Origin of the sequence: Nostoc sp. FACHB-152, assembly GCF_014697475.1 — a bacterium.
Taxonomy (GTDB): domain Bacteria; phylum Cyanobacteriota; class Cyanobacteriia; order Cyanobacteriales; family Nostocaceae; genus Nostoc_B.
The window spans coordinates 1-19,745 of record NZ_JACJRV010000065.1; the positions used below are offsets into that span (position 1 = coordinate 1).

At 40.8% G+C, this 19,745-nt stretch carries 21 protein-coding genes; 13 read left to right on the top strand and 8 right to left on the bottom strand.

Going from position 1 to position 19,745, the window contains the following annotated elements; all coding sequences use genetic code 11:
* Positions 1-322 precede the first annotated feature (322 nt).
* Complete coding sequence (locus tag H6G76_RS27760) at positions 323-1,063, bottom strand: intradiol ring-cleavage dioxygenase (RefSeq protein ID WP_190708348.1); 741 nt, start codon at positions 1,061-1,063, stop codon at positions 323-325.
* Between the two features lie 622 nt (positions 1,064-1,685).
* On the opposite strand from H6G76_RS27760, the gene cysE reads away from it, so the two are divergent.
* The 7 genes from cysE to H6G76_RS27795 all read left to right on the top strand — a co-directional run bounded on the left by cysE (position 1,686) and on the right by H6G76_RS27795 (position 5,787).
* Positions 1,686-2,429, top strand: coding sequence for a serine O-acetyltransferase (cysE, locus tag H6G76_RS27765; RefSeq protein WP_190708350.1), 744 nt, complete (start codon positions 1,686-1,688; stop codon positions 2,427-2,429).
* Positions 2,426-2,659, top strand: coding sequence for an Asr1405/Asl0597 family protein (locus H6G76_RS27770; RefSeq protein WP_190708352.1), 234 nt, complete (start codon positions 2,426-2,428; stop codon positions 2,657-2,659). Before cysE ends, H6G76_RS27770 begins: the two co-directional genes overlap by 4 nt.
* Positions 2,660-2,860: 201 nt before the next feature.
* Complete coding sequence (locus tag H6G76_RS27775; protein WP_190708354.1) at positions 2,861-3,058, top strand: DUF2949 domain-containing protein; 198 nt, start codon at positions 2,861-2,863, stop codon at positions 3,056-3,058.
* Positions 3,059-3,433: 375 nt separating this feature from the next.
* On the top strand, positions 3,434-4,567 hold the full coding sequence (nifV, locus tag H6G76_RS27780) for a homocitrate synthase (protein WP_190708356.1): 1,134 nt from the start codon (positions 3,434-3,436) through the stop codon (positions 4,565-4,567).
* A complete protein-coding gene (locus H6G76_RS27785) occupies positions 4,554-4,841 on the top strand; it encodes a nitrogen fixation protein NifZ (RefSeq protein WP_190708357.1) in 288 nt (95 codons plus the stop codon). The genes nifV and H6G76_RS27785 overlap by 14 nt, the downstream gene beginning before the upstream one ends.
* Positions 4,816-5,019: a putative nitrogen fixation protein NifT gene (gene nifT, locus H6G76_RS27790; protein ID WP_190708359.1), complete on the top strand. Its 204-nt coding sequence runs from the start codon at positions 4,816-4,818 to the stop codon at positions 5,017-5,019. The genes H6G76_RS27785 and nifT overlap by 26 nt, the downstream gene beginning before the upstream one ends.
* A gap of 228 nt (positions 5,020-5,247) precedes the next feature.
* On the top strand, positions 5,248-5,787 hold the full coding sequence (locus tag H6G76_RS27795) for a (2Fe-2S) ferredoxin domain-containing protein (RefSeq protein WP_190708361.1): 540 nt from the start codon (positions 5,248-5,250) through the stop codon (positions 5,785-5,787).
* 102 nt (positions 5,788-5,889) lie between these two features.
* On the opposite strand, the gene H6G76_RS27800 is transcribed toward H6G76_RS27795, so the two are convergent.
* Positions 5,890-6,975, bottom strand: coding sequence for a DNA polymerase beta superfamily protein (locus tag H6G76_RS27800; protein ID WP_190708363.1), 1,086 nt, complete (start codon positions 6,973-6,975; stop codon positions 5,890-5,892).
* 270 nt (positions 6,976-7,245) lie between these two features.
* Between H6G76_RS27800 and H6G76_RS27805 the strand changes: the two genes are divergently transcribed.
* Both H6G76_RS27805 and H6G76_RS27810 read left to right on the top strand, forming a co-directional pair.
* A complete protein-coding gene (locus tag H6G76_RS27805; protein ID WP_190708365.1) occupies positions 7,246-8,388 on the top strand; it encodes a PD-(D/E)XK nuclease family protein in 1,143 nt (380 codons plus the stop codon).
* Between the two features lie 99 nt (positions 8,389-8,487).
* On the top strand, positions 8,488-9,066 hold the full coding sequence (locus tag H6G76_RS27810) for a Uma2 family endonuclease (protein WP_190708367.1): 579 nt from the start codon (positions 8,488-8,490) through the stop codon (positions 9,064-9,066).
* Positions 9,067-9,330: 264 nt separating this feature from the next.
* Here the strand turns inward: H6G76_RS27810 and H6G76_RS27815 are convergent, their stop codons facing one another.
* A complete protein-coding gene (locus tag H6G76_RS27815) occupies positions 9,331-10,719 on the bottom strand; it encodes a 1-acyl-sn-glycerol-3-phosphate acyltransferase (protein WP_190708369.1) in 1,389 nt (462 codons plus the stop codon).
* A 145-nt stretch (positions 10,720-10,864) separates the two neighbouring features.
* On the opposite strand from H6G76_RS27815, the gene H6G76_RS27820 reads away from it, so the two are divergent.
* Positions 10,865-12,679, top strand: a complete 1,815-nt coding sequence (locus H6G76_RS27820; protein ID WP_190708371.1) for a proline--tRNA ligase — start codon at positions 10,865-10,867, stop codon at positions 12,677-12,679.
* Positions 12,680-13,163: 484 nt separating this feature from the next.
* Entirely contained in the window at positions 13,164-13,781 is a 618-nt protein-coding gene (locus H6G76_RS27825) for a GerMN domain-containing protein (RefSeq protein WP_190708373.1), read from the top strand.
* A gap of 204 nt (positions 13,782-13,985) precedes the next feature.
* Here H6G76_RS27825 and H6G76_RS27830 read toward each other — a convergent pair whose 3' ends face one another.
* The 3 genes from H6G76_RS27830 to efp form a co-directional block, all read right to left on the bottom strand.
* Complete coding sequence (locus tag H6G76_RS27830; RefSeq protein WP_190708375.1) at positions 13,986-14,333, bottom strand: helix-turn-helix transcriptional regulator; 348 nt, start codon at positions 14,331-14,333, stop codon at positions 13,986-13,988.
* A gap of 62 nt (positions 14,334-14,395) precedes the next feature.
* Positions 14,396-14,926, bottom strand: a complete 531-nt coding sequence (accB, locus tag H6G76_RS27835) for an acetyl-CoA carboxylase biotin carboxyl carrier protein (protein ID WP_190708377.1) — start codon at positions 14,924-14,926, stop codon at positions 14,396-14,398.
* 112 nt (positions 14,927-15,038) lie between these two features.
* Positions 15,039-15,596 (bottom strand): elongation factor P, encoded by a 558-nt coding sequence (gene efp, locus H6G76_RS27840; RefSeq protein WP_190708379.1) that lies wholly within the window; start codon positions 15,594-15,596, stop codon positions 15,039-15,041.
* A 197-nt stretch (positions 15,597-15,793) separates the two neighbouring features.
* Here efp and H6G76_RS27845 point away from each other — a divergent pair, with 197 nt between their 5' ends.
* Complete coding sequence (locus tag H6G76_RS27845; RefSeq protein WP_190708381.1) at positions 15,794-16,900, top strand: peptidylprolyl isomerase; 1,107 nt, start codon at positions 15,794-15,796, stop codon at positions 16,898-16,900.
* A 42-nt stretch (positions 16,901-16,942) separates the two neighbouring features.
* Here the strand turns inward: H6G76_RS27845 and H6G76_RS27850 are convergent, their stop codons facing one another.
* Positions 16,943-17,512: a Uma2 family endonuclease gene (locus H6G76_RS27850; RefSeq protein ID WP_190708383.1), complete on the bottom strand. Its 570-nt coding sequence runs from the start codon at positions 17,510-17,512 to the stop codon at positions 16,943-16,945.
* A 141-nt stretch (positions 17,513-17,653) separates the two neighbouring features.
* On the opposite strand from H6G76_RS27850, the gene thiL reads away from it, so the two are divergent.
* Entirely contained in the window at positions 17,654-18,649 is a 996-nt protein-coding gene (thiL, locus tag H6G76_RS27855; RefSeq protein ID WP_190708385.1) for a thiamine-phosphate kinase, read from the top strand.
* Positions 18,650-18,704: 55 nt separating this feature from the next.
* Here the strand turns inward: thiL and H6G76_RS27860 are convergent, their stop codons facing one another.
* On the bottom strand, positions 18,705-19,718 hold the full coding sequence (locus H6G76_RS27860; protein WP_190708387.1) for a type I glyceraldehyde-3-phosphate dehydrogenase: 1,014 nt from the start codon (positions 19,716-19,718) through the stop codon (positions 18,705-18,707).
* Positions 19,719-19,745 lie beyond the last annotated feature (27 nt).

A 19,745-nucleotide genomic window follows, 5' to 3' on the forward strand; every position in this document is an offset into this window, starting at 1 on the left:
AAATCCTTATTTTAGCGTATAGACTAGGTAATTCGCGATGCTTGCATTTGCGCCTTATAAGCTAGTCACAAACAAGGTTTGATAGTTTTCGGAGATGTCTAATTACTCAGATCTAGCCAAAAACTTTGAAAGATGGAAGCAGCCGTAACGCAATCACTGTCTTGAGAAACGTATTCAGACTGATGAAAAATGAATAAGCGAATTCATCAAATCATCCACAAATTAGATTGTTTATGTTTCTAATTGAAATAGCTGAAAATGACAGTTTCCCCTACGGCTGAATGACAATTTTGTAATTTTTTTGCTTAGTGTACTCCTCAAATTACGCCATCTGAAGCCCAACATTAAAGGTTGCAGTATAACCTTGTCCATTCCTAGTGAGCTTGAGCAACATTTGCTCGCCACCATCAGCAAAAATCCAGTCATTAGCGTTTTTGGTTGTGCGTTGTCCTTTGCTGGCGTAGGGCAATTGGCTATAGATGCGATCGCTGATTGCGTCATCGAAATATAACTGGGACGTAAACTCGTAACTTTTTCCTGATGTCCTATTTGTGCGAACTTTAAAGTGAATATGGCCTGTTCTCCCTGGATACCAACCAGGATAAATGGTAGTGAACTGCACATTTCCTCTAGCGTCAGTTACTTGATAGCCGCGCAGAAACTTTTTGCCGACAGTATTAAAACTTTTGTCTGTCACATCCGAATAGACACCCAAAGCGTCACAGTGCCAGATATCTACGATCGCACCTACTAAAGGTGTACAACTATTACTACCGACCTGAGAAACGTGCAGCGTTAGTTGGAGTAGTACACCTGTTTTCACCGATCTATCCGTTGGATCGGAACGGATATCGGCACGGTTCAGTTTCTCGTCTACGAAATACGGCCCTTCCGTTTGCTGTGGACTCACAACACAGCCAGGTGTAGTTGATGCTAAGACAGCTTCACTAGACTTTCTTGGTATATATCCAACCACAAGCATTGCAGTTCCAGTTGCCCTAAATAAAGCCAGTGCTTCTCTGCGAGTGAAAATGCGGCGTAATTGGTGATTGTTATTTTTCATTAGGTTGAATTTTTAATCATTCATGTTTAGTTAGCAATTTAAACCCTATCTGAAACTAAGTGAAGTGTTGTTGTCTTAACTTTAGTTAGAACTTACCACTCAGATCCCCCAACCCCCCTTAAAAAGCAGGTCGTCGCAAGCGGGGGGAGCTTAACTGCAATAAAATTTATTAGTATCTAAAAACACAGACAACAAAAGCTAAAACAAAGTGAAGAAATTGGTTTTTTACGTGGCAAAATCGTAAAATTACAATCGTAACTAGAGATACAGAATATTAGCTTGTAGTCCTCTCTACAGCCAATTTCCGGGCAAATGAGTACATCTTAATATATCGTAAAATAACTTGCCTAAATCGCTGCAAAGTCTTACAGGCAAAGCAATTAATAGTGAGTACAGCAATTCTGAAGCCCCCACCCAAGAAATACTAGTACCTCTACTCTGAAAAACTAGTACCCTTACCCCAAAATAAATTTAAAACTTATTTGTAATCAGCGTTTGAAGTGGTTGAGTACAACCTTAATTAATCCAATAAATCCAACCGACATAGAGTGTACTGTCCTGTTTGGAGTCGCCTGATATAAGCATAAAAATAGCACAAGGCTTTTTTACCCAGGCAGTACAGATGCAACAGTCATTAGACAGTATCGAGAATTCTCTAGAGGATTCACCAAATACATCCCTGCTGAAAAATCTACTCTCTGGCGTTTATTTTGAGCCATTGTTGAGCGATTTTTGCATTATATTTGAACGCGACCCTGCTGCACGCAATTGGCTAGAGGTAGTATTCTGCTACCCAGGATTGCACGCGCTGTGTTTACATCGTCTCGCCCACTGGCTGCACTGTCGAGGTGTAGCTTTCTTTCCCCGATTGATTTCGCATATTGGTCGATTTTTAACCGGGATTGAAATTCATCCAGGTGCAGAGATTGGTAAAGGTGTATTTATCGACCACGGGATGGGTGTTGTGATTGGCGAAACTGCAATTGTCGGAGACTACACGCTAATTTACCAAGGCGTAACCCTAGGCGGAACTGGTAAGGAAACTGGTAAACGTCATCCGACGGTTGGCAATAATGTTGTTATTGGTTCAGGGGCAAAAGTTCTAGGGAATATTCAAATTGGCGATCGCGTCCGTGTGGGTGCAGGTTCGGTTGTCTTGCGCGATGTCCCAAGTGATTCCACAGTTGTTGGGGTTCCCGGTCGAATTATCTCTCGCAAAGATAGCAATCACTCTCCTCTCGACCATGCAAAGCTACCCGATGTCGAAGCATCTGTAATTCGTTCTTTACTTTATCGGATTGAACAACTTGAACAAAAACTCAAAAGTCACGAGTCAACTGTTACACAAAGGACAAATGACAAATGACAAACCTCACTTTAGGCGAACAAGTTCTGCACATTCCTTTAAGCGATCGCTGGCGAATTTGTCACCGCTTGCAAGAGTTAATGATTCCTTGTTCCTGTCCCCCTGATGGTTCTTTACGGGTACAAGTAAATAGTTTACTAGCAGCAGTTTTAGTCCGTAGCACCGTCATGCAATGTCTTGCATCTCGTCAAGAATTAGTAGATTGGCTCGAACATTGTTGGTGTCTGTAATCAGAAGGCAGAAGGCAGGAGGCAAAAATATTATTCTTCCTAGCATTGATGCTTTCAAAATGCCTAACCTATACTTCTATTACGGTAATCACCTCAAAATATCAGCCGCTTGAATTTATTCAGAACTAATTTTTTTCAGTCTCAAAAATTGCAATTTCAACCTTTAATCCTTGTCTCTAATTATCTGTTCTAAGCTCGATTATGGTTTCCCGCACAAATGAGAAAAAGTTCATCAATTTTTTACATAACGAAATCGAACTTTCTAATGCAGATATTGCTGTAGCATTACGACAACGTAAATCTGATCATGCACCATTACCTATGCTACTTTGGCAATATGGATTGGTTAACTTAGAACAGCTAGAACGAATTTTTGATTGGCTGGATGCCCAGCCATAAGCAAGTTTTCGGTTTCGCTCACCATGCAAAACTTTTTGGCAGAAATGACTTGCAATTATTTGTAAATGCCACTATGATTTCTAGCTTGCCGACTAGATTTTTTGTTTTCAATAATTTGATTCTAGTTAATAGCTATCAAGGCAATCTACTACTCAAAAAAACATCGCAGGCAATAGTAAAAACAGTTGCTAAATTATACTCTCGTTTTGTCTTATGCCATACAGATGCGTTGTTTTTAATTGAGTATTATTAAAGAATCATGAAGACAAAATATTAATTGTATTAACTTATAGCATTTACCCTAACTAAGCGTTGCGGAAAGTAATTAACACTCCAGAAAGAATATTAAGAAAAATTCCTAAGAGGCTGTTTGAAATGAGTGAAATCATAATTAATGACACTACATTACGCGATGGCGAACAAGCAGCAGGTGTTGCTTTTTCTCTAAAAGAGAAAGTTGCGATCGCTAAATTTCTTGATGCTATCGGTATCCATGAATTAGAAGTCGGCATTCCCGCAATGGGTGAAGAAGAAATTCGCGCCATCTCAGCAATTGCTGACTTAGGTTTAAAAGCCGACCTCCTCGCTTGGAACCGTGCTGTATTATCAGATATTAAAGCTTCCATCGCTTGTGGAATGAAGCGAGTACATATTGCGATTCCGGTTTCGGGTATCCAAATCGCTGCGAAATTTCATGGACAATGGCGAGTAAGTCTGCAACGACTCAAAGATTGTATCAGTTATGCGCGCGATCGCGGTCTTTGGGTTGCAGTCGGTGGCGAAGATTCTTCCAGAGCCGATGAAAGTTTCTTATTAGATGTCGCCTTGTATGCTCAAGAATGGGGTGCATCTCGATTTCGTTTCTGCGACACCGTAGGAGTTCTCGATCCTTTCACCACCTATAAAAAAGTTAAGCGGCTTGTTTCCTGGCTATCGATTCCAGTCGAAATCCACACCCACAATGATTTCGGCTTGGCTACAGCCAACGCCCTCGCCGGAATTAAAGGTGGCGCATCATCTGTTAATACCACCGTCAACGGCTTAGGCGAAAGAGCAGGTAACGCCGCTTTAGAAGAAGTTGTCATGGCCATCAAACGCATATATGGCTTAGATATGGGTATTAACACACCCCGTTTGTTGGAATTATCGCAACTTGTAGCCGCCGCTTCTGGTGCTGGTGTACCACCTTGGAAAGCAATTGTCGGTGAAAACACCTTTGCACATGAATCTGGAATTCATGCACACGGCGTACTACAAAATCCTGACACCTACGAACCCTTTGCACCTGAAGAAGTAGGTTGGGAAAGACGTTTAGTAGTAGGTAAACATTCTGGCAGACATTTAGTGTCTAACTTGCTTCAGCAGCATGGTATCTTTCTCAACCCCGAAGAAACACAGTCTGTATTAGATGCAGTTCGCCAGCAATCAGTTAAGAAAAAACGTAGCCTCACCACAGAAGAACTTTTGAACCTAGTAAAAGAACAAAGGTATTCTCATGCAACCCGATGAGTACGAATTAGAGTCAGAACCCGATTTTGAAATTGGCGAAAAAGTCAGACTCCGCAAACAAATTAAAAACGACGGGACATTTCCCGGTAGAGAGATTGGCGAGATTTTAGCGAAAAAAGGAGAGATTGGCTACGTAGCAAGTATAGGTACTTTTTTACAACGTTCCTATATCTATGCTGTGCATTTTTTAGATAAAGGAATCGTTGTCGGTTGTCGCAAAAAAGAACTAGAATCTGCTGAGGAAAATCATGAAAGTAATGCTACGGATGAATGATACTGGTAATTTAACGGTCTATGTTGCTAAAAAAGATTTAGAAGAAGTAGTAGTTAAACAAACAGATGGTGAAGCTGGAAAAATTCTGACCTTAGCCAACGGTTGGGAATTAGAATTTCGGGAAATACCAGATGCAGCTAACTTACCTCAAACTGTAGAAGCGAAACGCTTGGCTTAGAACTACAAGAAGGCAGTAAAGAGAGAAGGCAAAAGGTAACAACCAATTTTTCCTTTTTTTCCTTCTTCTTTTTTACTAATCCTAATCCTCTAAAAGATTCCTCCGCGCACCTACCCTGCGGGAAAGCCTAATGGCGAATGCGTTGAAACAATCAAGATTGAACGATAAGCAACAAAGCCCCAAAAGCTTGGGGTTAATTATTTTGTAATTAAATTCTGAGTAGTTAACATGGGTGACAAACATTTGAGGTTATCGGAATTGAACCTAGAAGGGCAGTTCTTAGGTTTTACTGATATTAAATCAGGAAAAGCTAAATACTTGCAATTAGCAATCCCTACTGGTAATTTGTACATTAAATTACCAAAAGAATTGCGTAGCCCTTTACAATGTAGTTTAATCCCTGGTGAACAAATTCGCGTTTGTGGCGTTAGTAAAGTAAACACACGCACAGGTGAAATTAAAATTAAAGCACATCAGATAACATCAATTGATGTTTGCCCAAATCAAGAATTATCACCGCAACCCCAAGCCAAAATTATGGTGTGTCAAAAATCAGGTTGCGTTAAAAGAGGTGGTAAAAGTTTATTATCAGAACTAGAAAAAACATTGTGCGATCGCGGTTTGCGTGACAAAGTAGAAATTGAACACACAGGCTGCCAAAAGCGTTGCAGCAGCGCACCTAACTGTGTGTTAATGTTAGGTAAAAAGAAGTATAAAAAACTTCATCCAGAAGCGATCGCATCACTGCTAGAAAATCACTTAACCTAAATCTAAGCTTCTTTTCAAATGTACATATCACTCCCCAACTTTTTTGAAAAGTTGGGGGTAAAGCCAACCCTCTTTACTATCACCTGTTACCTACTCCCTTTTTCACCATCCTCTCATTTGAACTAAATCCATACATAATTCATTAATAGCGTGAGTATTGGGGCGATGGGGTAAACTTGAAGTGTTGTAAGCCACCTCAATTTCTTTCTCTAATTCGTCAGCCAAACTTATCACCTCAGCGTAAGTTAAATCCCCATTCAGAATACTTTTGAGTAATTGAGCGTCCCCAGCTTTTTGCCTATTAGGAGTCAGCACTCCAGTTTGTAGAATTTCCATTCCACATTTGAGTAATCTAATTAGGTGCATAGCGTGTTTAGTGTCAAAGCCTGACTTCTTTTCCATCTCGGCTCTATTTGGGTTTCTATTCTTTTGCCAGCTAAGATAAGCTTCCCATTCCCTCAAAGCAGTGCGGTAAGCTTGACTTTTTCTTAAGCTACTAAAGAAGTCATCACTACCTTTAGTTAATTGCTGAGTATATTCAATTGCATCTTCACCTAAGTTATGCTGTTTAAGAAATCCCTTAAAATCAATATCTGCTGTTAGTAACTGATATAATTGCTCTGATTCTTCTAAATACTCTATTTTACCCCTAATTAAAACATAAAGATATTCAAGAAAAGCATTAATATTATCTTTGCTTAAAGGTTCTTCTTCAATACCAAAATCTGTTGGAGTAGGTTTCTTTTGGGGAGGATTAAGTAACCATTTTCGATGAGATTCAATTTTTCTTAGTTGGGCATGACTATAGCCAGTAAATGTATGCTTAACCTTTTTGCTTAAAAATATTTGCCTATTATTAACTAGATGCTGACCAACTTCAGTTAAAACTAAATAATTATCTAACCACAACAGTTCTAATATATTAGGATTGGCATCTTGGGCTAACTTTATATATTTTTTAAGTTCATATAAACAAGTATCTTTATTATTATCTAAAAAAGATAACAGTCCTGGTTCATCCCAGCCGCTATCTTTTTGCTCAATTACGGAAAATCCTAAATAATGTTCCTTCTGTCCTATAAATATCCCTCTGTAATCAAAATCTGATTCAGGTCTATTTAACCCGTACCCATGACTACCTGTTAACCCAACTAAGATTGTTCTTTCTTCTATTTCTATTCTTTTCACAATTGTTATACCTTATAGAAATTAAACTTCTGTGTCTTTTGGATTATCAGAGGATGCCTGATAACTTGTTAGTTTTGTGTTCAATACTTGTATATTTCCCTAAATCTAGGCTCTTCAATCATTTTAGAGATACAATTTTTATCCCTGTTTGTTTTTAGTATTGTCAATAGCCGACATCTGAGTTAAAACTGTTGCAACCTTACTAATTATCGGGTGTGTAAGCAAAGCATAATGCACCTTACACGCTGACTACGCTAAGTTTTAATTTAAATGTCGTTATTTACCAAATTACTTAATCTGCATTCAGCCAATAAACCATTAGAAGACTTTTTTACTGAAATTGTCGCTTACTTTTTCACTATTAATCAAGATTTGCTAATTACTTGGCTGAAACATAACTTAATTATTAGCGATGATAGTTATTACAGTATCACTATTACTACTCAAAAAGAACACCAAGGACTAGAAAGTCATACAGCTCATAGTCGATTCGACATTTTGATTGAACTATCAAATGGTGTAAATACAGATGTAATAGTTATTGAATCAAAAATTGGTTCAACAGATGGAAATAATGCTTTAAAAAGATATGTTGAAATTTTGAGTAGTCTGCCAAATGTTAATCAGCGTATCTTAATTTATATTACTCGTGCTTATGACCCTCAAGACGAAATCAAAATTTTGGCTTCAAAACAAAGACTATTAGTAAATTTTTATCAGTTAAGGTGGTATCATTTCTATTCTTTTTTAGCCACATATGGCTCTGATGACTTAGCCCAAGAAATTTTAACTTTCATGAGGAGTAATCAAATGTCGGTAAAAAATCAATTTTCATCAGTTGACCTATTAACAATGGTTAACTTTAATAAAACTCTTAATTTTATGCGTTCAACCCTAAGTGAGGAAGTACAGGCAGAATTTAAGTGTGCTTTCGGTGGAGTAATCAGTGGTTCACCAAGTATGACTCAATGGAGACATCACAGTAGATATATTATTTACACTTTCTTGGCTCACGGATGGAATTTTTATTGCGGTCTTGGGTATTTTTCTTTAAATCCAGATGATTTAACAAGTTATCCCAATATCGGTATATGTTTAGAAGTTTCACCGACTTTTATAAACCGTGAAAGAATTATTAAAGGTATGAAAGATATAGTCAATAATAAACCTGAAATTTGGACTCCACGTAATTTAACAGTTACACCAGCTTGGTCAGGTATAGTCTATCGCAAAAGCTTACAAGAATTTTTATCTTATGAAGACCAATTAGGTTCTATTAAAAAATTTTTTATAGAATCAATTAAAGAACTAAAGACAGTTCAAGAGGAATATTTTAATTTTCCTTTGGAGGTTGTTAGTACAGAAGAAATTATAGAAGCAGAGAGCGATTTTGAAGGCACTTGCTCAACATGAATATAGCAGGTCTACTCGCTATAATTGCCTTATACTACTAATGAAGCCAGTGAGCGGCTCCTTCAAAATTAAAAATTAAGCGATCTTGCTTTAACTCTTATGAATTTAGTAAGTGCTAAACGTTTTACTATAGCTGAATATCACCGTTTAGCTGAACTCGGATTTTTTGCAGAAGATGACCGAGTTGAGCTAATTAAAGGAGAAATTATTCAAATAGCGGCTAAAGGTAAACCACATTCTGTTTGCAACACTCGCTTGTATAGAGAATTATTTACACTTATTGCAGGAAAAGCAACGCTTAGAGGACAAGAGCCGGTTATTCTTTCTGATAAAAGCGAACCAGAACCAGATTTGGTAATTGTACAAAATCGTACTGATGATTATTTACAAGAACATCCTCACCCATCAGATGTTTTACTGTTAATTGAGATTTCAGATTCTTCTTTGAAATATGACCAAGAAGAAAAACTATCAGTTTATGCTGAAGCTGGTATTTCAGACTATTGGATATTTAATTTAGTAGATAGTTATTTAGAGTGTTACAGCGAGCCTTATAAAAACCTACAAGGTAAATGTGGTTATCGTAGCAAGCTAATATTTCTACCAAATGAATCAGTCAAGCTACCATGCTTCAATGATTTAGGGTTGGATTTATCTAAAGTATTTCCAGGTGTATAATTAAAAAAAATAAATTATGAGTGCAGATCCAGTTTGGTGCTTATTTAGAATATAGGCGTTTGATGTACTCGATGTATCTCAAGTTTTTAATCAAGCTGTAGAGCGATCGCAAATCGTATCTCAGTTACAAGACTATCTTAAAAGAAGAACTGAAATTGTTAAATTCCTAAAAATTATTAATCGATATCTTGCATGAATTAGATTATGCTCGCTCAATAACTCTCTGCGCCTCCGCGTCTCTGCGTGAAAAAAACCTTCTCCTCATCAAATCAAACTTTGCATCGCTTGTTGTAAATCATTCGTAAAATCAGCCACAGCTTGCTTTGCACCTGTACGACTTTCTTTATATGCCGCATAACGCTCAGATATCGATAGCGGCTGACCGATAGTAAGATTAACTTTTTGCTTACCCAATTGCGGACGCTGAAAAGATTTATCGCCTCTAATTTTGGCAATCATCTGCCATAAAATTAAGGTTGTTTCCGCAAATCTTTCTACTGAGGGTTTTGCTTTTATATAGTTACCGGAAACTGCTACGAAACTTTCTACTAATCTCATATGCCACATTCTAGCAGTCGCTTCTTCTGCAACGCGATCGCCTAAAGCTATCTCCACAGAAGATAATGCTTTTATATCCTTAAAATCTTCCCTAAATATATAATTCCATCCAGCTTGTTCTACTTTACGACAACGGTCAGTTAAAGTTCCTTTGGGTTGCAAGTTAAAATATTGCTCAGATATTTCTAATGCTGCATTTAATAAAGCTTGTAATCGCAATGCCAAGGCTTCATTTCTATCTTTAATTTCCCCTACAGTTTGAGCATCTGCTAACTTTTGATGATAAAAACGCGTGTAAAATTGCTCCATTAAAGATAATAAATGTTCCGCTAAAGCTAATAATCGCGGATAAAGTAACTCCATTGAAGCAATATTATCGGTTCTTCCCGCATTTACAGGCAAACCACTAGCGGCTTCTAAGTCACTCAACAATTGCGCGATCGCACTCCAAGGCGCAGCAGTATAACTATATTTAATCCCAACTGGTACAATTAAAACCTGTTCCGAGCGTCCGGCTTTTTGTAAGTCTTCCGCGCACCAAAAGCCTAACTGGGCAATACCTGGTTCCAATGGACTCATAATTTCTGATAGTCCGTTTGTCGCACCCTCCGGCGCAGCAGCCATCGGGAATGTACCATTGGCGAACAAATCCCGCGCTGAACGCAACCCCGTCCAGTCAGCCTTACCGCGTTGGATAGGAGTTCCGCCCAAGCGCGAAGCCACCCAACCTGCATATTCACCCGCCCAGAGAGGAATGCCGCGATCGTAGATAAAATGAGCATGAATCGGAGATTGTAATGTTATACCCTGTTCTTGTGCTACTTTCGGCACAAGTTGAGACAGCAAGTAGCCCAAACAAAAGGGATCATCTGTTTTAGGATGACGAAATGCCAACAAAAAGCGCACCTTACCCCCTTGAAACTGACGATAAAGATCCGCCAAAATCTCAACGTTGTCTGCTTCAATATGGGAAATAGCAGTTTGCCACTGTATCCAACTCGGTAGAAACGTGTGAACAAATCGCAAAACTAAAGGATTATACGCTGGCGGAATAAATTCTAAAGGTGGCTGTGCTTGATAAATTACGTCTGACAAGGTAAGTTTCTCCTGAAGTATGAAGCTAGGGACTAGAGGCTAGAAGTTAGAGAGATGATGGGAGTAACAAATGACTATTGATCATTGACTAACCACTTTATACTTCATACTTGAAAAGATTTGGAATTTGGAAAGGGATTAAACGATGCGACTGTCACAAATGTTATTCGTCACACTTCGGGATGATCCTGCTGATGCGGAAATTCCCAGCCATAAGTTATTACTCCGTGCAGGTTATATTCGTCGCATCGGTAGCGGTATTTATGCTTATCTCCCGTTTATGTGGCGGGTGTTGCAAAAAGTTTCTCAAATTGTGCGGGAAGAAATGAACGCCACAGGCGCACAAGAATGTTTGTTACCCCAATTACAACCCTCTGAGTTGTGGAAGGAGTCAGGCCGTTGGGATACTTACACCAAAGCTGAGGGAATTATGTTTTCCCTAATCGATCGCCGCGATCAACAATTAGGGTTAGGGCCGACTCATGAAGAAGTGATCACAACGATCGCTCGTGATATGATTCGCTCTTATCGTCAGTTACCGCTACATCTCTACCAACTGCAAACCAAATTCCGTGACGAAATTCGCCCCCGCTTTGGTTTAATGCGCGGCCGAGAATTCATTATGAAAGATGGCTACTCTTTCCACGTCGATGAAGAAAGCCTAAAAAAAACCTACCAAGATATGTACCAAGCCTACAGCAATATGCTGCGGCGGGCTGGTTTGGCATTCCGTCCAGTAGAAGCTGACTCTGGTGCAATTGGTGGTTCTGGTTCTACAGAATTTATGGTGTTGGCGGAAGCTGGCGAAGATGAAGTTCTCTACACCGAAGATGGTAAATACGCCGCCAACGTCGAAAAAGCCGTTTCTTTACCTGCGGATGCAGAAACTTCCCCTTTTACCAGTTATGAGAAGCGGGAGACACCCGGAACAGATACTATTGAAAAACTCTCTTCATTCTTGAAATGTTCTCCCACCCAAATAGTTAAGACCGTCCTTTACCAAACAGTTTACGATAATGGAGTGACTGTGTTGGTACTGGTCAGTATTCGTGGGGATCAGGAAGTTAACGAAGTCAAATTACAAAATGAATTGACGCGGTTAGCAGGTAATTACGGCGCAAAAGCAATCATCGCCTTAAATGTACCCAGTGCGGAAACACAACAAACCTGGGCGGCGAAATCTCTACCTTTAGGTTACATTGCGCCAGATATTAGTGATGAATATATTGCCGGGAACAAACAAGTCCAGGCTAAGTTTGTGCGGTTAGTTGATAAAACAGCCGTTGATTTAAAAAATTTCGTGACTGGTGCAAATGAAGCTGGTTATCACGTAGTCGGTGCAAATTGGAACCAGCAATTTAAGCTACCAGAAAGTATAGTAGATTTGCGTAAAGCTAGACCAGGCGATCGCGCCCAGCACAACCCCGAACAAATTCTCCATAGCGCAAGGGGAATCGAAGTTGGTCATATCTTCCAATTAGGCACAAAATATTCCGTGGCGATGGGTGCAACTTATACCAACGAACAAGGAGAAGAAAAACCCTTGGTGATGGGTTGCTATGGTGTGGGTGTGTCTCGATTGGCACAGGCAGCTGTTGAGCAATCTTACGATAAAGATGGGATTATTTGGCCTGTAGCGATCGCACCTTATCACGCGATTGTGACAATTCCTAATATTAATGATGCCCAACAAGTACAAATTGCCGAAAAACTTTACACCGAACTCAACCAAGCCGGGATTGAAACATTATTAGATGACCGTGATGAACGCGCTGGGGTGAAATTTAAAGACGCTGATTTAATTGGCATACCTTATAGAATTGTTACGGGACGCGCAATTGCCAACGGTAAAGTTGAAGTAGTAGAAAGAGCAACTCGTCAATCTCAAGAAATTGCCATTGATGAAGTTGTAACAACACTTAAACAATGGATTACAGCCGCAGTAGAAGTTAAAAATTAATCGCCAAAATCCTCAACAGCAAAAGGCTGAGAGTAGTTTGCAGTTGAGGACAATATAACTTTTAACCTTAGGGAAACAGGTAAAAGTAATAAATAAAATTTCTCTTGCCTGTTCCCTGTTCCCTAATTCTTAATAATTTCCGAAATCTCAAGAAACAATGAGATTTATAGAATTTGGCAGATGACGGATTTAAAGTCCAAATTCTAAAATTAGAGAAGGACTATTTATTGTCAGCGATCGCATAATTTAACGCTCCCCTAAAAGGTGAGGGAGGAGTAACGAAAAATGAGGGTTTTACTTCCCTCTCCTCGTAGTCGAGGGGCTGGGGGTGAGGTGAAAACAATATTCATCGAACTCACGTGAATTTAGGCTGATAGAGCCATGCTTTAAATCTCTGGAAACTCTCAACTTATAAGTATCGTCCATAACCAGGCTGCTCTTCACATACAAATTATTTCAGCCCTCAGTCAGGAAGGTTTTTAATATGAATGATCAACAAGGATCTAATCGCATATCTTCGGGTGTAGTTGCAGCCGCCTCCGCAGCTGTTATCGCCGTTAGCGGTGGTCTGGCTTGGTTTGCTACCCAGTCAAACAAAGCCCCAATAACATCAAATCCCGCCAACCCCAGTCAAAGCATTCAGCAGCCACAGCAGCCATCAACTACCCAACCCAAGGAACAAACTCCTCAAGTTTACTGGCTAAAACCGCAAGAAAAAAATGTGGCTTTAGTTCCCAAACCAGTTACAGTAGCAGCTAACCAGCCAAACCAAGCCTTAGAAAGAGCTTTCCAAGCTTTGTTAGCAGGGCCAAGCGAAAGTACAGATTCTACAACCATTCCCAAAGGTACTCAACTACTGGGGTTGCAAGTAAAAGGTGATGAAGTTCACGTAAATTTATCGGATAGCTTTACCAGTGGCGGCGGTAGCACCTCAATGGTGGGTCGTGTCGGGCAAGTTGTTTACACTGCCTCAAGCATCAATCCCAAAGCTAAGGTTTACATTGACGTGAACGGTAAACCTTTAGATGTGTTAGGTGGTGAGGGTGTAGAGTTAGAACAACCCCTGACTCGTGAAAGCTTTGATAAAAATTATCCACTTTAGTCAAAAGGAGTCAGTGCGTTGCGGTGAACCACTTGCGGTGGACGGGTTTCCCGGCATAAGCAAAGTGGTGTTAGCGCAGCGTTAGCGACGCAGGAGCGTCACCCGAAGGGAGGTTCCCTCCGTTGTAGCAACTGGCGTTCAAGAGTCAAAAGTCAAAAGTCAAAATTACCATTGACTATTGACAAATGACCATTGACATATGAGCTAAAGTTTTGTGTTCAGAACGCGAAAGTTACGAGCTTGCTGTTCTAACCTTGTAGCGAGGCGATCGCATACCTGATTACACAATTCAAAAATCATTTCGTCTTCTACCCGGTAATAAGCGCAAGTTCCTTCACTGCGACGGCTGAGGATTCCAGCTTGCCACATTACTTTCAGGTGTTTCGAGACATTTGCCTGCGAAGTTTGTGTTGCCTCTACCAATTCTTGTACACATTTTTCTTCATCCCGTAATAAGTGCAACAGCCGCAGACGCATCGGCTCACTTAACAGGCTGAAATATTCGGCTACTTGTTGCACCACTTCCGGCGGTATAGGCAACGCTTGTTTCATCAGGAATGACCCGTAAAAACAGACAAGGTTAACAATTACTCATTTCATATATAGATTAATACTTAATCGGGGTTAATTCGCATCAAAGGTTGACCATATTCTACAGGTTCCCCATTTTGGAGAAGAATTTCCATCACTTGCCCTGATACTTCCGCTTCAATTTCATTCATTAGCTTCATCGCTTCAATGATACAAACCGTTTGTCCTTTACGAACGCGATCGCCCACTTCCACAAATGGTGCTTCGCCAGGTGCAGGGGCGCGATAAAAAGTTCCTACCATTGGCGAAGAAACTTCGACTAATCTTTGGTCAATAGTTGAAGGCGGATTTGCTGATATCTGTACACCTGCGCCAGCCGCAGCCGTATCTAAAACACGCTCTGTGGGTAGTGTTGGTGCTACGCCTGCTGCAACTGTCGTCACTGCCGCACCAACCACACCACCAATAGCAGCTTGCGGTACAGCGTGATTGCTAATGCTTACTGCTTTACGTACCGTTAGCTCAAAATCATCACTTTTAAGAGTTACTTCTGCAATATCTGTTTGTGCAATAGTTACCAGCAGTTGGCGGATTTCATTAAAGTCCAATGGCACAGCTTTTATTACCTCAACCTGTCCGTAAATTAAGTAATGTTATTGAGGGCAGGGATTTAAACCCTATATGGGGATTTAAATCGCAATTAGCTCTAAAAATTTAAGAGAAAATTTATTCCCTGCCTAAATATTTATCTTCACGAGTATCAATCCGAATCCGTTCTCCTTGAGAAATAAACAAGGGAACCATAACAGTTGCACCAGTTTCTACTGTGGCTGGTTTAGTCCCACCTGTAGCCGTATCACCCTTAACTCCAGGATCAGTTTGAGTAATCTCTAGGACTACAGAGTTAGGCAATTCTACTTCTAGAACTTGGTCATCCCAACGAACCACGTTGACTTCCATACCTTCTTTGAGGTACTTAACGCGATCGCCAATTTGCGTTGCGCTGAGTCGTCCTTCTTCATAGGTTTCCATATCCATAAAGACAAACTCATCGCCCTCTTTATAGGTATGCTGCATCGTGCTTTTTTCCAGAGTTGCTTGCGGCACAGTTTCCCCAGCCCGGAAAGTTCTTTCTAGAACCTTGCCAGATTGGACGTTTTTGAGGGTGGTGCGGACAAACGCCGAACCTTTACCGGGTTTAACGTGGAGAAAATCAACCACCCGCCATACAGACCCGTCTAATACAATTGATACACCGGGTCGAAAATCGTTACTAGAGATCATGAAGCTTTCAAATTTTGGAAGACAATCGGCATTTATTGTACCCTTCAAGCGGAGTAATTGGTTAATTAGTCAATAGTCATTAGTCATTTGTTATTCTCGTTTGTCCCCCCCAACTCCCCACTCACTCCTAACTGTGGGAAGATTATTGATGGGTTACGCCCAGTCAACAATATTCATGCTGCATTTGAGCCATACTCATGCTTAAGTTAATAAAATCCTGGCTAAAGTCCAGCCTAGTAACAATACTGTTGGTGATTATATTTTTAGGCATCAATACAGCTGGCTGGACTCCCTCCAGTAATGCTGCCTTGCCCTCTGGCAATGCAATTACCGACGGCAAAGCTTTGTTGCGCTATGCACTCCCAATCAAAAATGAACCAGTAAGGCAACTACAAGCCAGTCTAGAAGATATATCAACTCAGTTGCGGGCTAATCGTCGCTGGGGTGCTATTTCTAAAGACCTCAGTAAAGCATCTCGCGTTCTCGATAAGCCTTCACAAATCTTAGCAAGCGTCCCCGAAGAACGCCAACCTCAAGCCCAAGCATGGCTTGATGAGTTAAAATCTGGTGTGGCTAAACTACAAGAATTAACACAATCCAAAGATAAAGAACAAATTCTGCAAGAGCGAAACAAACTGCTGAATTTAGTTTCTTTGCTTGAAGAATCAATGGTAAAGGAATTTCCCTTTGAAGTACCTGAAGAGTACAGTAATTTACCCCAACTCAAAGGTCGTGCCACCATTGAATTTAAAACCAACAAAGGCGACTTGACTGTTGTTGTGGATGGTTACAGCGCACCAGTTACGGCTGGTAACTTTGTAGATTTAGTACAAAGAGGTTTTTATAACGGGTTAGAATTTACTCGTTCTGAAGAATCCTATGTGTTGCAAACTGGCGACCCCCCAGGCAAAGAACAAGGTTTTATTGACCCTAAAACAAGTAAATATCGGGCAATTCCATTAGAGATTTTGGCCGAAGGGGATAAAGCACCAACCTACGGCATTACCTTAGAAGACGCTGGCCGTTATCTAGATATGCCTGTTTTACCTTTCTCGTCCTTTGGTGCATTAGCAATGGCGCGTCCCGAAAGCCAAGTTAATGGCGGTTCATCCCAAGTGTTCTTCTTCTTATTTGAACCAGAACTCACCCCCGCCGGGCGGAACTTGCTGGATGGTCGTTACTCAGTTTTTGGCTATCTAACAGAAGGCAAAGATATTTTAGATAAACTCAAAGCTGGTGACAAAATCGAATCAGCTACCGTAACTCAAGGCATAGATAACCTAGTACAACCCCAAGCAGCTTAATTAAAAATGAAGTATGAAATTTTACACTTCATACTTCATCTTTCACAAATTTCCAGCAGCGAATATTTGATGAGGAGCGATCGCTAATTCTGGAAACGTCCGCGATAAAATTTTCTGGTCAGCAGTAAAAACCTCCTCCTCGTAAAATCCTTCTTCCAGGAACAATACAGTAATTTTTAACTCTAATGGGTCTACAACCCAATATTCTGGCACTCCAACCGCCGCATATTCAGACCGCTTGTAACGATAGTCCCGCTTAATTGAATCTGGACTAACCACCTCTACAATCATTAATGGTGGTGTTTCAAACACTGCTGAAGCCTTCAGTAAATCTCGTGCTTGCTCCTGCGTCACTACACACAAATCAGTTAACCTAGACTTATTTTTCCCTGTTCTTGTCCCAGTTTCCCGAAACGTCAACCAAGACGAACTCAACCGCAAGATTTCTGCATCTAGTGTTTGCTCAAGGAATTTAGCAATTAATAAGTGTTCTATCGTCGGGATGTTGATTAATTCCAGCCTGCCATCCACCAGTTCATAGTGAAAACCAGTACCATCATCATATTTTAGATACTCTTCAAATGTGAGATTTGATACTGGTGTAGTGACCATACCCACAGTCCCCTAGACGATAGCTTTATCGTAACTTGAGGGAGTAGAGAATAGGGAGTGGAGAGTAGGGGAGGTAAAGGTGCAGGGACGTAGAAAAGACAAGGGACAGGACAATAACAAAGGACAATTGACAAATGACCAATGACCAAAGTTAAAGATATTGGCGAACAAGGCCTGTTAGCAAAATTACAAAGCTTCTGCCCCGCAGAAATTATTGGGGATGATGCGGCAGTCCTAGTAACTACGCCAGGAGAATCTTTAGTAGTAACAACAGATGTCTTAGTTGACGGCGTACATTTTAGTAATGCTACCACGTCCCCAGAGGATGCTGGTTGGCGAGCAGCAGCAGCCAATTTATCAGATTTAGCTGCAATGGGGGCTTCTCCCTTAGGTATTACCGTTGGGTTGGGGCTTCCTGGCGATTTACAGGTAAGTTGGGTTGAGCGACTTTACCAAGGCATGACAGAATGCCTGCAAAAATACAATACCCCAATTGTCGGCGGTGATGTAGTGCGATCGCCTGTTACCACTCTCTCAATTACTGCCTTTGGTCAAGTTGATCCTGGGCGTATTATCCGCCGTTCTGCTGCCGAAGTAGGAATGGCGATCGTGGTCACAGGTATTCACGGAGCCTCCCATGCTGGCTTACAATTGCTATTGCAACCCCAATTAGGGCAAAACCTGTCTAACAAAGTCAAGACGGCTCTCATCAAAGCCCATCAACGCCCTCAACCCCGATTAGATGTTTTACCCATCCTGTGGGAAATTTTCACTTCCCAACTCCCTGTTGCCGGAATGGATAGTAGTGATGGTTTAGCTGATGCTGTTTTACAAATTTGCCGCGCTAGTGGTGTTGGTGCTGTCTTAGAACGCCATAAAATTCCTGTACCTGCATCTTTTGAACATTGGCTCAAACCAGAACAATCAATAAAATATGCCCTTTATGGTGGCGAAGACTTTGAATTAGTGCTGTCTTTACCAAAAGAACAAGCAAATACTCTAGTGAAAAAACTCGGTCAAGACGCAGCAATTATTGGAACCATTACATCTGGTTCACAAGTACTATTGCATGACGAACATCAAAAAATCCCTGACCAAGTTCTCAGCCTTAGCCAGGGATTTCAACATTTTAGTTAATAGTCTAGAGTCAACAGCCCATAATTTTTACTATTGACCATTGACTAATGACAAATTATTGCCACTTTTCAGCTACCAGTTCTGCCAAATCTAGAACTCGTTGGCTATAACCCCACTCGTTGTCATACCAAGCCATGACTTTTACCAAGTCATTACCCATGACTAAAGTCAGGCTAGCATCAATAATCGAAGAAGCATCAGTACCTTGGTAATCAGAAGATACCAATTGGAGTTCACTGTAGTCTAAGATACCTTTGAGTTGCCCCTCTGATGCATCTTTAAGAGCTTGGTTAACTTCTTCCGTAATAGTACGCTTCTCAACCTGAACAACGAAATCTACCATTGAGACGTTCGGGGTTGGCACACGCAAGGCAACGCCATTAAGCTTACCTTTGAGTTCTGGAATTACCAGCGCCACTGCTTTTGCTGCACCTGTCGAGGTGGGGACAATGTTGATGGCTGCTGCTCTTGCCCGGCGCACATCACGGTGAGAAGCGTCTAGCAAACGCTGGTCTCCGGTGTAGCTATGGGTTGTGGTCATTGTGCCTTTAATGATTCCGAATTTGTCATTCAGCACCTTGGCAATCGGAGCTAGGCAGTTAGTTGTACAGCTGGCATTACTAATAATGTGATGTGTATTGTGATCGTAATCGTGATGATTCACACCGATTACGAAAGTACCATCTTCATTTTTACCAGGAGCAGTAATCAGAACCTTTTTGGCTCCAGCATTGACGTGCTTTAACGCTCCCTCTTTGCTAGTAAAAACCCCAGTTGCTTCGATAATCAGGTCAATTCCCCAATCTTTCCAGGGCAAGTTTTCTGGATTGCGATCAGATACGCATTTAATGGTTTTACCGTTAACGATGATAGAGTTATCATCGGCGGAAATGTCAACATCCTTTAACTTCCCAAGCATTGAGTCGTATTTCAGGAGGTGAGCATTTGTTCTAGGATCTGATGTGTCGTTAATAGCTACAAGGTCGATATTACTGTTTTGCCGACCTAGCCAACAACGTGCAAAGTTACGCCCGATGCGCCCGAAACCGTTGATTGCGACTCTAATCACAGTGTCTTGCCCTCTGTATTTATGCCT

Bases quoted from the DNA above. Each gene is read 5' to 3' on its own strand.
- H6G76_RS27785 (WP_190708357.1), top strand. From the start codon at position 4,554: ATGCAACCCGATGAGTACGAATTAGAGTCAGAACCCGATTTTGAAATT.
- H6G76_RS27845 (WP_190708381.1), top strand. From the start codon at position 15,794: ATGCTTAAGTTAATAAAATCCTGGCTAAAGTCCAGCCTAGTAACAATA.
- cysE (WP_190708350.1), top strand. From the start codon at position 1,686: ATGCAACAGTCATTAGACAGTATCGAGAATTCTCTAGAGGATTCACCA.
- H6G76_RS27810 (WP_190708367.1), top strand. From the start codon at position 8,488: ATGAATTTAGTAAGTGCTAAACGTTTTACTATAGCTGAATATCACCGT.
- H6G76_RS27795 (WP_190708361.1), top strand. From the start codon at position 5,248: ATGGGTGACAAACATTTGAGGTTATCGGAATTGAACCTAGAAGGGCAG.
- nifT (WP_190708359.1), top strand. From the start codon at position 4,816: ATGAAAGTAATGCTACGGATGAATGATACTGGTAATTTAACGGTCTAT.
- efp (WP_190708379.1), bottom strand. From the start codon at position 15,596: ATGATCTCTAGTAACGATTTTCGACCCGGTGTATCAATTGTATTAGAC.
- H6G76_RS27805 (WP_190708365.1), top strand. From the start codon at position 7,246: ATGTCGTTATTTACCAAATTACTTAATCTGCATTCAGCCAATAAACCA.
- thiL (WP_190708385.1), top strand. From the start codon at position 17,654: ATGACCAAAGTTAAAGATATTGGCGAACAAGGCCTGTTAGCAAAATTA.
- H6G76_RS27820 (WP_190708371.1), top strand. From the start codon at position 10,865: ATGCGACTGTCACAAATGTTATTCGTCACACTTCGGGATGATCCTGCT.
- H6G76_RS27825 (WP_190708373.1), top strand. From the start codon at position 13,164: ATGAATGATCAACAAGGATCTAATCGCATATCTTCGGGTGTAGTTGCA.
- H6G76_RS27830 (WP_190708375.1), bottom strand. From the start codon at position 14,333: ATGAAACAAGCGTTGCCTATACCGCCGGAAGTGGTGCAACAAGTAGCC.
- H6G76_RS27775 (WP_190708354.1), top strand. From the start codon at position 2,861: ATGGTTTCCCGCACAAATGAGAAAAAGTTCATCAATTTTTTACATAAC.
- H6G76_RS27850 (WP_190708383.1), bottom strand. From the start codon at position 17,512: ATGGTCACTACACCAGTATCAAATCTCACATTTGAAGAGTATCTAAAA.
- H6G76_RS27760 (WP_190708348.1), bottom strand. From the start codon at position 1,063: ATGAAAAATAACAATCACCAATTACGCCGCATTTTCACTCGCAGAGAA.
- H6G76_RS27770 (WP_190708352.1), top strand. From the start codon at position 2,426: ATGACAAACCTCACTTTAGGCGAACAAGTTCTGCACATTCCTTTAAGC.
- nifV (WP_190708356.1), top strand. From the start codon at position 3,434: ATGAGTGAAATCATAATTAATGACACTACATTACGCGATGGCGAACAA.